13 protein-coding genes are annotated in these 13,362 nt (G+C 64.2%); 7 read left to right on the top strand and 6 right to left on the bottom strand.

From position 1 onward, the window contains the following. Positions 1–9 precede the first annotated feature (9 nt). Entirely contained in the window at positions 10–1,137 is a 1,128-nt protein-coding gene (locus AYK61_RS22675; RefSeq protein WP_121873209.1) for an acyl-CoA dehydrogenase family protein, read from the top strand. A 72-nt stretch (positions 1,138–1,209) separates the two neighbouring features. Here AYK61_RS22675 and AYK61_RS22670 read toward each other — a convergent pair whose 3' ends face one another. Beyond that, positions 1,210–2,019, bottom strand: a complete 810-nt coding sequence (locus tag AYK61_RS22670; RefSeq protein WP_121873208.1) for an alpha/beta fold hydrolase — start codon at positions 2,017–2,019, stop codon at positions 1,210–1,212. Between the two features lie 159 nt (positions 2,020–2,178). Here AYK61_RS22670 and AYK61_RS22665 point away from each other — a divergent pair, with 159 nt between their 5' ends. After that, a complete protein-coding gene (locus AYK61_RS22665) occupies positions 2,179–3,090 on the top strand; it encodes a phosphodiesterase (RefSeq protein ID WP_121873567.1) in 912 nt (303 codons plus the stop codon). Between the two features lie 3 nt (positions 3,091–3,093). Here the strand turns inward: AYK61_RS22665 and AYK61_RS22660 are convergent, their stop codons facing one another. The 3 genes from AYK61_RS22660 to AYK61_RS22650 form a co-directional block, all read right to left on the bottom strand. Next, on the bottom strand, positions 3,094–4,524 hold the full coding sequence (locus AYK61_RS22660) for a stealth family protein (protein WP_121873207.1): 1,431 nt from the start codon (positions 4,522–4,524) through the stop codon (positions 3,094–3,096). A gap of 230 nt (positions 4,525–4,754) precedes the next feature. Continuing rightward, positions 4,755–5,117, bottom strand: a complete 363-nt coding sequence (locus AYK61_RS22655; RefSeq protein ID WP_121873206.1) for a VanZ family protein — start codon at positions 5,115–5,117, stop codon at positions 4,755–4,757. Positions 5,118–5,126: 9 nt separating this feature from the next. Then, positions 5,127–5,795, bottom strand: a complete 669-nt coding sequence (locus AYK61_RS22650) for a bifunctional 2-polyprenyl-6-hydroxyphenol methylase/3-demethylubiquinol 3-O-methyltransferase UbiG (protein ID WP_121873205.1) — start codon at positions 5,793–5,795, stop codon at positions 5,127–5,129. 82 nt (positions 5,796–5,877) lie between these two features. Here AYK61_RS22650 and AYK61_RS22645 point away from each other — a divergent pair, with 82 nt between their 5' ends. Continuing rightward, positions 5,878–6,351: a phosphoribosyltransferase gene (locus AYK61_RS22645; protein ID WP_121873204.1), complete on the top strand. Its 474-nt coding sequence runs from the start codon at positions 5,878–5,880 to the stop codon at positions 6,349–6,351. Between the two features lie 100 nt (positions 6,352–6,451). On the opposite strand, the gene AYK61_RS22640 is transcribed toward AYK61_RS22645, so the two are convergent. After that, positions 6,452–6,826 carry a hypothetical protein gene (locus AYK61_RS22640; protein WP_147458390.1) on the bottom strand — a complete coding sequence of 125 codons (375 nt, stop codon included), beginning with the start codon at positions 6,824–6,826 and terminating at the stop codon, positions 6,452–6,454. A 442-nt stretch (positions 6,827–7,268) separates the two neighbouring features. Between AYK61_RS22640 and AYK61_RS22635 the strand changes: the two genes are divergently transcribed. The 4 genes from AYK61_RS22635 (at position 7,269) to AYK61_RS22620 (ending at position 11,623) form a co-directional block, all read left to right on the top strand. Further along, on the top strand, positions 7,269–7,958 hold the full coding sequence (locus tag AYK61_RS22635; protein ID WP_121873566.1) for an MspA family porin: 690 nt from the start codon (positions 7,269–7,271) through the stop codon (positions 7,956–7,958). A gap of 205 nt (positions 7,959–8,163) precedes the next feature. Continuing rightward, a complete protein-coding gene (locus AYK61_RS22630; RefSeq protein WP_259468238.1) occupies positions 8,164–8,448 on the top strand; it encodes a hypothetical protein in 285 nt (94 codons plus the stop codon). Then, a complete protein-coding gene (locus AYK61_RS27450) occupies positions 8,445–10,706 on the top strand; it encodes a hypothetical protein (RefSeq protein WP_183130507.1) in 2,262 nt (753 codons plus the stop codon). Before AYK61_RS22630 ends, AYK61_RS27450 begins: the two co-directional genes overlap by 4 nt. Then, positions 10,694–11,623 (top strand): hypothetical protein, encoded by a 930-nt coding sequence (locus tag AYK61_RS22620; RefSeq protein WP_147458389.1) that lies wholly within the window; start codon positions 10,694–10,696, stop codon positions 11,621–11,623. The genes AYK61_RS27450 and AYK61_RS22620 overlap by 13 nt, the downstream gene beginning before the upstream one ends. 671 nt (positions 11,624–12,294) lie before the next feature. Here AYK61_RS22620 and AYK61_RS22615 read toward each other — a convergent pair. Then, the gene (locus tag AYK61_RS22615) at positions 12,295–13,329 is read right to left on the bottom strand and encodes an NADPH:quinone reductase (RefSeq protein ID WP_121873201.1); all 1,035 of its coding nucleotides are present in this window, start codon (positions 13,327–13,329) and stop codon (positions 12,295–12,297) included. Positions 13,330–13,362 lie beyond the last annotated feature (33 nt).

Genomic DNA, 13,362 nt, shown 5'->3' with positions numbered 1-13,362 from the left:
TCTGAAGACATGGATTTCGAACTCAACGAAGAGCAGAAGCTGCTGCGCGACACCACTCGTGAGGTGCTCACGCGGGCCTACGACACCGAGAAGCGCAACAAGATCGTTGCCGGTGAGCTGGGCTGGAGCACCGACGTCTGGAAGCAGTTGGCCGAGGTCGGCCTGCTGGGTCTGACGTTCAGCGAGGAAGACGGCGGGATGGACGCCGGTCCCGTGGAGATCATGGCCGTGATGACCGAGGTCGGACGACGGCTCGCACCGGAGCCGATTCTCGACGCCGTCCTCGTCCCCGGCGGGTTGATCTCCGAGCTCGGTAGCGCCGACCAGCGCGCGCGGCTGCTGCCGCCGGTGGCCGAGGGGTCGTCGATGTTGGCGTTCGCGCACAACGAATCCGGCAGCCGCTGGCCCAACATCGAGGTCGCCACCACCGCCACCGAGGACGGCGGTTCGTGGTCGATCAACGGCGTCAAGAACCCGGTTCCGCACGGCGGTAGCGCAGACGTGATCGTCGTCAGTGCCGCGCTGCCCACCGGTGGAACGGGACTGTTCGTGGTCGATGCCGACGCGACCGGTCTCACGCGCAAGTCCTACGCCACCCACGACGGTCAGCGCGCCGCTCAGATCGAATTCGTCGATGTCGCAGCCGAACCGCTCGGCACCGCCGAGAACGCGGCAGCGGCCATCACCGGTGCGGAGGTGCGGGCTCAGGCTGCGTTGTGCGCCGAGGCGATCGGTGCCATGGAGGAGGCGTTGCGGCTGACCACCGATTACCTCAAGGCGCGCAAGCAGTTCGGGGTTCCGCTGGCCAAGTTCCAGGCGCTCACCTTCCGGGCGGCGGACATGTACGTGCTGCTCGAACTCGCCCGCAGCATGAGTCTGTACGCCACGATGTCGTTGGCGGACGGCAACGTCGACACGACGATCGCGTCGCGCGCGAAGCTGCAGATCTCGCGGTCCGGTCGCAAGATCGGCCAGGAGGCCATCCAGTTGCACGGCGGAATCGGCGTCACGGCCGAATATCCGGTCGGGCACTACACCAGTCGGCTGGTGGCCATCGAGCACACTCTCGGTGGTGCCGACGAGCACCTGCGCATTCTGGCGTCGAAGGTAGCCGATCACGACCTCATCGGGATCTGACGCTCGTCATGAAACTCCTCGGGCCCGGCCACCTTCGACAGGTGGCCGGGCCCGAGTTCGTTTCGTGAGGTGTCAGCTACCCGCGTCTGCCGCGACGACAAGATCGGACACGGCCATGGGGTTGGAGACCAGGATCGCGTGCGAACCCGGCACCTCGGTCACCTGAGCGCCCGCCCGCTGCGCCATGAACCGCTCGGCGGAGGTCGGGATGATCTGATCCTGCTGGGGGATCAGCGCCCACGACGGCGTGTGCGCCCAGGACGGCGGACCGCTCGGCTCGAGCAGTGCACCGGCAGCGATCGTCTTCTGATTCGCGACCATGCGCGCGGCCTGCTCCTCGCTCACATCGGGCGCGAAGAACGGGCGAAACAGTGCGGGCGTGATGTATGAATCGACGTTCTTACCGATGATGTTCGACGCGTCGTCGACGATCGTCAGGCCGATCACCGGCGGCACCAGCGCGGTCACCGGGAATCGGATGGGGTCGAGTTCCAGAGCGACGGGTTCACCTTCTACGGGCATGAACGCGGCGACGTAGACGAGTGCTTCCACGTTGTCGGCATGCACGTTGCTGATCACCGTGCCGCCGTACGAATGGCCCACCAGGATCACCGGACCGTCGATACTCTCGACGACATCGGTGACCGAGGCCGCGTCGACTGCCGGCCCGCGCAGCGAGTTGTCCGCCGTCACCACGGGGTAGCCGCGGCCGCGGAGGTTCTCGGCGACGCCGTCCCAGCTGGTGTTGTTCGCGAAGGCTCCGTGCACCAGCACCACGGTCGGCAGCTCCTGCGCGGCAGCGGGCGCGACGCCGATGCCGACCATCGATCCCACCGTCAGTCCTGCAGTTGCGAGAAGTGTGATCAACTTCGGTTTCGTCATGCCCACAATTTGTCACACGCCGGAAGTTCGTGCGGTGTTCACCGCCGAGATCCGACCAGCTTCTTCTCAGTGAACGCTCGTATGCTTGGCTTGCAGCAGTGGCGTTCGTCCGACCCGGGCGATCGCAAAACGGTAGGTCCGATCGTGAGCGAGAGTTCGATGAAGTCTCGGATGGCCGAGTACCCACGCCCCCATCACTGCTTGTTGCACGTCAGCGACACGCATCTCGTCGACGGTGGCGGTCGGTTGTACGGCGGCGTGGACAGTGAGTTGCGGCTCGAACAAGTGATGACCGACGTACGCAACTCGGGTGTGCGTCCCGACGCGTTGGTGTTCACCGGAGACCTGACGGACAAGGGCGAGGCCGGTGCCTACGAGAAGCTGCGGGCGTTGGTCGAGCCGGTGGCCGAGGAACTCGGTGCGCAGATCGTCTGGGCGATGGGTAATCACGACGACCGTGCGACGTTCCGCCAGAAGCTTCTCGACGCCGAACCGACCGTGCAGTCCATAGACCGCGTCCACGACGTCGACGGTCTCCGTGTCGTCACACTGGACACGACGGTTCCCGGCCGTCATCACGGTGAGCTGGGCGACGAGCAATTGGCCTGGCTCGCCGACACACTCGCCACGCCCGCCGAGTTCGGCACGATCCTGGCGATGCATCATCCGCCGGTGCCGACCGTGCTCGATCTCGCGGTACTGGTCGAGCTGATCGATCAGCCGCGCCTGGCCGACGTGCTGCGCGGAACCGACGTGCGATCCATTCTCGCTGGGCACCTGCACTATTCGACGACGGCCACGTTCGCGGGTATTCCCGTCTCGGTGGCGTCGGCCACGTGCTACACCCAGGATCTGAACGTGCCCGCAGGCGGATTGCGCGGTCGCGACGGTGCCCAGGGATACAACCTGGTCCACGTCTACGAGGACACCGTCGTGCACTCTGTGGTACCGACGGGCTCGTACGACACAGTGGGAGAACCGGTCTCGGCTCAGGAGACCGCGCGCAGGCTGAGCGAAGCGGGAGTCACCATCGCAGACAGTGCGAGGCGCAAGACGTTCAGCGACGCCTGAGCGTCAGCGTTCGTCGGTTCTGGAGCGTTCCCAGGGTGCGACGATGGGGAAGTACTTGTCCAGGAACTGAGTCACGGTGCGGGTGCGCAGGTCCAGGTCGACCTCCGGAAAGCTGCCGTCGTTGAGGCAGAAGAAGTCCACTGATCGTTTGGGGAGCAGCTTCTCCATCGTGTCCAGGCCCGCCACGGTGGTGGTGTCGATGTACCGGACCTTGGCGTCCTTCTGGACCACAGCCCGGCCGCTCATCAGTGCGTAGTAGTGGTACAGCGAGTTGGTCACCGAGATGTTTGTGCTCGCGCGGAAGGCGCTGGCGGCAGTGGACGCGAACTCGTCCGGAAACTCGTTCTCCATTTCCTGCATCACGCTGCGCCGCAACGGGGTTGCCGCGTGTTCGAGGTGTCGGGTCGTGGTCATTCCGAAGCGGTTCTGCAGGATCCGACGGTTCACGCGGGCTGCGTTCTCGAAGCCGCTGCGGTCGGCGTCGCTGTATCCCAACCCGATTCGGGTCGTCGCCTCGATGAACATGCTGATCCCGCCGGGGGAGAAGAACATCGACGGGCTCACCGGTCGACCGAAGAACATGTCGTCGTTCGAGTACAGGAAGTGCTCGGACAACCCGGGGATGTGGTGCAGCTGGCTTTCGACGGCCTGCGAATTGTGGGTCGGCAGAACGGATGTGTCGACGAAGAAGGCCTCGCTCGGTACGAACGTCACCTTGGGATGGTCGGCCAGCCACGCCGGCCTCGGCGAATCGGTGGCGACGAAGATGCGTCTGATCCACGGTGCGTAGAGGTGGATCGACCGCAGCGCGTACTTCAGTTCGTCGATCTGCCGGTAGCGGGCAGCCGAATCGTCACCCTCACCGACGACGTAATTCGCCATTCGCCGCGCGCGCTGAGCCTGGAATTCGGCGGAGGAGCCGTCGACCCAGGAGAAGACGATGTCGATGTCGAAATTGATGTCCGACGCGTGGTCGGCGAACATGTTCTCGATGGTCGGCCACGTTCTGCCGAAGCGCTCGACGGTACCGCGGACGGCCTCGTCTGGCCGGATGTTGCGCCTGGTCAGCGAATTCTCGATCGGCAGCACGATCTCGGACGGGGAGAACGACCACAGTTCGATCTGTACCGCCGTGGACGCGCCGTAGTACAGACCGCTGAACGGCTCGACCCGCGGGCGGTACAGGCGCACGATTCGTGCGTTCGCGGACGGAGACAGCGACCCGTCGGCCACCAGCACTGCCTTGCCACGGGCGTCGACGGTCTTGGAGTAGAACGGCTCGGCGCGGCAGGCGTGCACCAGTGCCGTGGTCAACGCCTCGCGTGCGGCCAGTTCGATGGCGATGACGGGACGTTCGTCGTTGCCGCGAACGAGCAGGTACTTGATGCGTGCGGCGTCGAGCACGGCGCGCATGAACAGCAGATCCTCGACCATCGCCTGGTGCGGGGTGGTGGAGGTGATGGTCAGTGCGTAGCGGCCGTCGTGACTGACGACGTCGGATCGCTCGCTCAGTCGCGCTGCGGATGCGGCAGATTCTCGGGTGACGGCATCGTTGGTCTCGTGCTCCGGTGGAACGAGGTAGATATCGTGCGGGGCAGAAGACGAGGTGATGACGTTCCTTCCGGAGTTGCGCGCTGGCCGAGGAACCCCGGTGCAGAGTCAGTCTAGTGCAGGTCCGACGCACGTCCGACGCGCTGCGGTAGAACCCGACTCGCCGCGACCAGGCCCACAGCAACTCCGGTGGCGTCGGCGAGAGCGTCGGCGACCGATCCGGAGCGTCCCAGAGGCAGGATCGCCTGCAGGACCTCCGAGATCGCCGCGAACGCCAGTACCCACAGTGCGGTTCGGATCCAGTCGATTCCGGCCAGGCGCGAGGTGTACGCCAGGGCCGCGAACAGTACGAAGTGGATGATCTTGTCGCTGTGCTGGAATCCCGAGGGCACCCCGGACGCGGGGGTGAAGAGCACGATCAGCGCTACGACGAAGGTGACGGCCAGGGGTATTCGATACGTCGACTGCGAGAACACTGCCCGAGTTTAGCGGCGCTGCAGCACCACGACCGTGTCGATTCGCTCATCGCCGTCCGGCGTCGTACGGGTGCGGTGTTCGGCGTGGATCACCTCGAACCCGTCGCCCGCCGCAGCGACGACCGGTTCCGGTGCGAACAGTCGGTGCTTGGCCGGGTGCTGAGAGGCGTGGCTGTCGCTGGGACTATGCCCGACGATCAGCAGACGCCCCTTCGGCGAGACCGCTGCGGCGAACCTGCGGGTGGTCAGGTCGAGCTCGTCCGGTGGCACCTGGAGGAAGTGCACCGACACCAGATCGAACGCCGCGGCCGGGGGAGTCCAGGCCAGAACGTCTTCCTGTTGCCAGTTCACGGCGAGAGTCAACGGCTCGAGTGCCTGTTGTGCCGCGCGGGCGCGGCCGAGGGCGACGTCGGAGATGTCGACACCGGTCACGTTCCAGCCTCGACCGGCCAGCCACAGTGAGTCGGCACCTTCCCCGCAGCCGATGTCCAAGGCGCGGCCCGGGGTCAGTTCGGATGCCTCCTGTACCAACACGGCGTTGGGATTTCCGCTCCAGATGGTGGTGCGCTGGTTGTAGAGGTCGTCCCAGAATGCTTCGTCGAAGGCACCGTTCTCGAAATCCGGCTCTGCGTGGGTCCGGTCGGCAGGATGGGTGTGAGCATGTGTGTGGTCGGCCATGATTCGAGACTGCCCGCTGCCGGCCGTCGACGCAAACCTATTTGCTGTATCGGCAAAATTGCTTTGGGTAGAGTGATGCGGCATGACCGAACCGGAACGTGAAGTGCTGACGTGGGCGACGTTCGGAGACGCGTCGCGCGACCTGACCGAGAAGATCGTCGACGACGGGTTCGTTCCGGACATCGTCATCGCGATCGCTCGCGGTGGGCTCATCCCCGCGGGTGCGATCTCCTACGCGATGGGCGTCAAGGCCGCCGGCACCCTCAATGTCGAGTTCTACTCCGACATCGAGGAGACCCTGCCCGATCCTGTTGTCCTCGAACCTCTTCTGGACACCGACGCAATCGTCGGCAAGAAGCTGCTCGTCGTCGACGACGTGGCCGATTCCGGCCGCACTCTGGCTCTGGTGATCGACCTGTTGAAGGCACACACGCTCGACGTGCGGTCGGCCGTGATCTACACCAAGTCGAGAACCATTGTGCAGCCGGACTATTCGTGGCGAGAGACCGACAAGTGGATCAATTTTCCATGGTCCACGTTGCCGGTCATCACCTGAGCTACCGGTCCAGACCATTGCGCCGTCGGGCCGGGGTGGTCGACGTGATCGATCGTGTCGGCCGGAGTTCGAAGGGGCATCGGCGCACCGTGTTCGACTGCTACGTGTAGCCCCAGGTGTGGAATCTGGTGGCCGAGCAGTCCGGGCAATACTGCTCGTCGTCACCCACGGTCCAGCCAGGTTCGGGCGCGATCATCGCGCCAACTCGGCGGCCGTCGTAAACGACCAGACCGCACCCGCTGCAGTCTTCGGTGCTGTGCTGGACGCCTTCTGTGCGGCCGGCGCGAGCTACGACCGTTCTGGCCAGAACGGTCACCGTGGCCGGAACGAGCAGGAAGGTCGCTGCGCAGCGTGCCGCTCTCAGCAACTGAGCACGCCTGCTGTGGGAATGATCGGCGTCGACGCTGCCGAATTCAGGTGTCGTGTCACCGTTGAAGCTGCCTCTCGAACTCGCATAGTGCATGCCCGCGGGCATCGCGGTACGACAGATGGTACATACGGTACGTGGAGGGTGCCGCCTCGGAGCCGCGGCAAACAGCAGTTCTGTGAAGCGCCCGTCGAGTGGCTCGAAACCGACTCGCTGGGGAAGCGCGGCTTCGGACATTGCAGAGCGTGCCCTCGTAACAACCACTGCGCCAGGGTTGCTGGAAATTTCCATTCGCTTTGGGTCGTCACCATTCTGTGACTATGAGGTGCGTCACTCGCTGTGACGCGGTAAACCGCCTGGTCGTGCGTGTCCGGAGATGTTTCTGTCACGCCCGGGTAGGGGTGTCGCCGGCGTGATTCGGGTGTCGAAGGCCTGTCGGGGATGTGTGGGGTGTTGTACCGTCCCGGGCAGATCTGCAGTTATCTTTCAGCAACCATTGTGGTCGGTGGAATCACCGACACGCGTACGGAGAGACTCGCTCATGGAAACGATGGCACGCGCTACCACTGGTTCGACGGTGCGGGGACATGGCATATCGAGGGCCGTGGCTGGTTGTGCGGTGGTGTCGGCAGCAGTGATGGTGGGTTCTGCTGCGTTCGCGGGCACCGCGTCGGCGACGCCGACGCCGTTGGCCGACAAGTTCGCGAGCACGGTCACCGATGATGGCTGGACGTTGGATCTCACTGCCAGCAACCTGTCGGTCAACCCGGTTCCGAACGTGGCGACGACGGCGTTCACGCGCGAGGGGTTCGTCTCGGCGAAGGTCACCGGCACCATCACCGGTGCCGGTGAGACGGCGGTGAAAACCGGATACATCGAACAGGGCCTGCAGATCGGGTGCCAGATCGATGTCTCCTCCGGACTCGGTGTGGGGCTCGGGTTCTCGTTCGGTCCATCGGTGGGTGTGTCCATCTCGGGGGTTCCCTCGGCGAATATCGGTGTCAACGCCTCGGTGAACCCGAGCATTCAGGCCACCATCGCTCCGGGAACGATCACCACTATTCCGCTCGGCATCAAGGATCTCGAATCATCGAAGGCCTCGATCACGGCGGAGAACGTGCATGTGAAGGTCGATGCGTGCATGGGACCGGTCACGATCCGCACCTACGCGCAGTTCGCGGTGTCGACGTCGACCTCGGACAACAGTGTGTTCGTGTATTCCGACCCCACTTGGCTCTGACACAGCCCTGCGGCCCGGTCGACTATCTGACTCCGGCCACGGACAGTGATCGTTCGATTGACACCCACCGTGTTCGTCGACCGAGAAGTTCGACCCCACCGTGTTCGGTCCGGAAGCTCCATCTGCTCCCGCCGCCCACCCCGGTAGACAAGCACCGCGTGTCCCGCATGCCGGTTGGCGGGGAAAGGAATTGAGGACTACTTCGATGACCACTTCACCGGTCGACCCGATGACCCCACCGACCCGCCACGTCGGCGCAGCACGCAACGAAACCTCGACAGCGGTCATCGCGACACTGTTCGGGCTCGGGTTGCTTGTTGTGGCGTTCGCGGTGATCGGACGCCTCGCCGGGTGGGCTGACGAGCACGGGACGATCCTGGTGTATCTGGCGTTCTTTGTGTGGATGTCGATCGCTGGGCGGGTGTTCTGGTGGGGCACCGACAGAGTGGTTGCCACGGTCCGGAAGACGGCGGCCCAGGACCACCGATGAGGCCGGAACCGATATCGGAACCGACTGCGGCATCGAGGAACCCGACGCTACGCAGGTCGGTGGCGGGAGTCCTCGCTGTCGGGGCATTGTTGGCCGGGACCGCCGCAGTGATCGGTGCCGCGATCGTGCTCGCAGCAGGGCCGGCGTATGCGACACCGGAAGAGGATTGTGCGGCGGTGCGGGCGCGTGATCATCAGATCTATCTGAACCTGATCGCCTCTCTACCTCCGGGCTCTCCGATCCCACCGGAGTACATCAACCCGTGCCTGACCGCACCGCCCACGACCACGACTGCTCCGCCGACGAGCACGGCCGGGCTGCCGGGCGCGCAAGCACCCGGCGGTGGCCCGAACGTCGGAGCGAACGCTCCGACGAACTTCCCCACCTACAACGGCACCCCCATCGTGGCGGTCCCCGCGATCGAGGTGCCAGCGGATATTTCCCCGTCCTCGCCGGGCAACGAAACACCCACCCCCGCCCCCACCCCTGTCGCGGTGTCGGATACCGAATCCGATACGATCCCGCGCACCGCGACCCCGCCGATTCCCGATCGGGGTCCCGGACCGATACCCACCGATACCGATTCGAATGCCGCAGCAGCGCAACCGGTTCCGGACGCGGGGTCCTCCGCATCCGGGGAGGGAGCGGATCGTGATCGGTATCTCGAACTCGTGTTGGTCGGTGCCGCCGCGTTCACTGCCGGCGGGATCGGAGTGCGTGGGCGTCGTTCCCCGGTCGGTGCCCGGACTCCGGAATCGGTTCTGTCCCAAGCGGTCGGCACTGTTGCTTCGCCGTTGATGGCGTATGCCCCCGGTGGGCAGTCGAAGATCACCGTCCCCGATCCGGGTGGGGGTCGTCGTACGTTGTTCTTGATCCACGACCGGTCGTCGTCGCACGAATCGGTGATTCCGGTGACGGTGCCGCCCGGTGGCCACATGTCGGTCGATCCGGATGGTTCGGTGACCGTCGTCGACGCCGACGGAAATTCGGTGTCGAGGGTCGCCGCGCCGTGGGCGTACGCCGCCGACGGCACACCGATTCCCACGCACTACGAGATCCGCGACGGACATCTGGTCCAGGTCGTCGACACCGTGGGCATCGAGAACATTCTGTATCCGATCCTCGCCGATCCTCCCGAGGACAAGATCGGGATGGTGGATACCACCGGCCGCTCTGATGGAGAGACGTGGACCGAGGCTCTTCCTGGTGGACAAACCGCCACGCACACGCTGATCAATGCGGAAGCGGTCGACACTCGCATCACTCGCGAAGACGGCACGTGGACCGACACCAGGACCAACGATGACGGTCGAGGAAACATCAACACCTGGTCCGACGACAGTTGGGGTGCAGCGTCGTACAACAACACCGATGTCAGCTCGGATGAGTCCTCAACCGAGACGTGGACCACCGGCAGCCCGACCAACGGCGCGTCGCCGGATGCGTTGTCCGAGGCGAACGCGGCGAACACCGAGGGCAGCACTGTGGTGGCGAACCAGGACGGCACCACCTCGACGGCGAATTGGGCTGCCAACGACGACGGTTCGTACGATTCGGCCATCACGAACCCGGATCAATCGAATTCGTATGTGCATTCCGGCGCACTCGACGAGGACGGCAACAACTACACCACTACGTTGAACAACGAAGGTACGCAGTCGGTGCTGATACCTGACGGTGATCTCATCGCGTTGAATCCTGATCGCTCGCCCACCGGACTGTTCGATGAGAGCAGTGAAATGAACACGGCATGGAACCCACTCACCGAGAAATGGGAACCAGTGCCTAATCCTTCGAACGCCCAAGCTAACCCCAGTAGTCGTGCTGCAAGTCCTGGAATCGACTGGGCACCGGATCGAGCAGCGATTGAAGCGGGGACGGCATCTGGAATTATCGGTGCTATGACGGATGCGACCGGGCGTGCTCTGACGAGTGCAGCCACGGCTTCAGCGGACGACCTTGCGCTCACGATCGGTCGGCGCTTCGGACCTGCCGGGGTGGTGGTCGGGACGGTTCCGGGTATCAGCAACGACATCAGAAGCGGTATGGACCCCTCGGTGGCCGTGACAAGCAATGCGATCGGTGCCGGGGCAGGGGTGGCCGCTGGTTGGTTGGCTGCGGGCGCGACGGGTGCAGCAATCGGAACGCTCGTTCCTGTCCCAGGTGTGGGAACCGCAGCGGGATTTGTGGTCGGAGTTGTCGCAGGTGGCGTGACAGCGTATCTAGCGACGAAAGGATTGCAGTCATGGTGGAAGTAGAACGATGTGCGCAGGAAGGGGGATCAAGTCCGGTGCAGTGGAAACCGCAGTGGCCGCAGAGGCTCTCCTGGTTCGCGTTGGCGGCGGCACTGTTCCTGCTTCTGGCCGCAGTGCCGATCGGCTCGCTGGCACTGAACTCAATTCGTTCGTGGTCGGGCATAGCAGTACCAGTGAGTTACCTCGGACTGGCGATGCTGCTGGTGGGATGCTCAGCAGGTTTGTTCGATCGCGCGGGTTTTCGCTTTGTTTCACGATCCGCTTTGCGTCATGTTCATTTCGAGAGTGGTCCTGCTGTCACCATCGCCAGCCCCAGGCTGAGCAACATCCTGTTGTTGGTGATTATGTCGGGGCTGTTCGTGTGCGCCGCACTGTCGGTCTTGTCGTGGTTCATGGGTTGGTCGTCGCTGATCCCCGCCGGCGGAGCGGGTTGGTTTGGGGCCGTACTGTCCGGCGTCGGGGCGATTACTGCCATGTTGATTTTGTTGTTCGTCGTGTTGACCCAGGTCAGGGTGACTTTGCGTCTGACCGCAGATGGAGTTGAGATCGAGGAGAAGCGGGATGCTCCGTTCTGGCATCGCAGGTCGGGAGCGCGTGCGTGTTGGGATCGGATCGAGGAAGTGATCCCGGATTCGATTGCCTACGGATACGGTTTCGCCCCGCTCGCGGTTCCGATTGTTGACCTACGCGTCGCCGAGGGGGCCGAGGTGCATGGTCCGTCATGGGCTTTCAAAAATGGAAACTATCGAGTTGCGTTGCATCTCCTTCCCATGGAGCCGAACATGCTCTTCGCTGTACTGCAGCATTTGCACATGCACCCGGAAAGTCGTCAGCTCTTGCGAGAGGAGAGCTTTCGTGAGATGTGCCAGCTTCCTGCTCTGCGTGCACGGTGGAAAGAATCCGCCGCTGACGATCGTTGAGCGCTCATCTCTCAGCAGGGCGTGTCAGATGGTTTGTGTAAGTACGAGCTGACACGGATGGAGCATCATCGTGACCATGACTGTGGGCAACAATCATAACGGCGGCACCGACAGCGGCAATATCGATCGATCCGAGCCCAGCGCGTTCGATGCACTGAAGGCCTCGGTGCGCTCGATGAGGTGATGGCCAAGATCGACACCGGCCAGTGCGTCGATGCGGTTCGTGTCCTACGGCGACCGCAAGGCGGTGGCGTCGTCACTACGGTCGATCTATACCGGCGCCCACCGTCGATGCGGCCCAGGCCGCTCTCGATGACTTCAAAGCCGCCGAATGGGGTCATAACTACCCGACTGCATTCAAGACCTGGGAGAACCACCACCGGAGACCTCGACCGCACGAAACACCATCTCCGCAAATTCGACCTCGACGCCCTCTACCAAACCTGAGACCAGCCTGGTTTGCTCCGATCCGACCGGGCGTGCACTCGATTCGTGGTTGCCCGCATCGACGAATGTGCCGAACGCGATCACCCCGAAGTCGCAGCCTCCGATGTTGGGGCGTTGGTCAGCGCCTGCCGATCTCAGAATCGTTGAGCAGCAGTACTACTGGCAGCGTATGACCGGCAGGTGGATCGTTTTCCCTTGGTCCACGTTGCCGGTCATCACCTGAATTATTCGCTGGCGACGTCGATCAGCACCTTGCCGACGGCTCCGTTCTCCACGGCGTCGTGTGCTGCAGCGGTTTCGCTCAACGAGTAGCGGTGCAGCGGTAGGCCGGTGGCGTCACCCACTTCGAGCACACCTGCTGCTGCCGCCGCGCTGACGTCTTCTTCGGCGTTCCGCAGAGCCTCGTCGCCCACGGTGTAGAGCAGCACGAACTGGTAGCGAGTGTTCAGCACCATGTTCGGCCGGACGTCGAGCGTGACGGTGTCACCGCCGTTGTTGGCGTACACCGCGATCGAGGCGCGGTTCGCTCCCACAGCAGCGTTGAGTGCTGCGTTCTGTGCGGGAGCAACCTCGACGACGAGATCGATTCCGGTGGGAACCAATTCGCGGATCTCGGCGGCGGCGTCACCGGCCTTGTAGTTCACCACGTGGTGAGCGCCCGCGGCGGTCGCCAGTGCGCCCTTCTCCGGTCCACTGACAGTCGTCACCACGGTCGCGCCTGCCCATCGGGCCAACTGGATCGCAGCATGGCCGACGGCACCGGCACCACCGGCGACCAGAACCGACTTGCCGTCCAACGCGCCCGGGTGCAGCCGAATGGGTCCGTCCTCGGAGACGGTCAGCGCACGGTGTGCCGTCATCGCGGGCACGCCGAGGCTCGCGCCCACGTCGAAGCCGACGCCGTCGGGCAGAGGAACCACCCGGGAAGCAGGCAGAATTGCAAAGGACTGTGCTGTTCCGGTCGGACGCTGATGCTGGGCCAGGTAGACCCAGACACGATCTCCCTCGGCCAGGCCGTCGACCTCGGAGCCGACCGCGTCGATCACTCCGGCACCGTCCTGGTTGGGCACCACCTCGTCGAATGCCAGCTTCTCACCCGGTCCGGAGCCGGTTCGGTTCTTCCAGTCCGTCGGATTGACGCCGGAGACCACGATGCGAACACGCACTTCGCCTGCGCCGGGCTCGGTCACCTCGCGATACTGCAGTTCGAGGACGGACGAATCGCCGGTGCGGGTGTACACAATTGCTGGAGCAGTCATATCCGGTCCAACGCGCCCGGACCGCCCCGATGT

Source organism: Rhodococcus sp. SBT000017 (assembly GCF_003688915.1).
Lineage (GTDB): Bacteria > Actinomycetota > Actinomycetes > Mycobacteriales > Mycobacteriaceae > Rhodococcoides.
The sequence above is the reverse complement of the archived record's forward strand: the minus strand, read 5'-3'. Positions and strand labels throughout refer to the sequence as shown.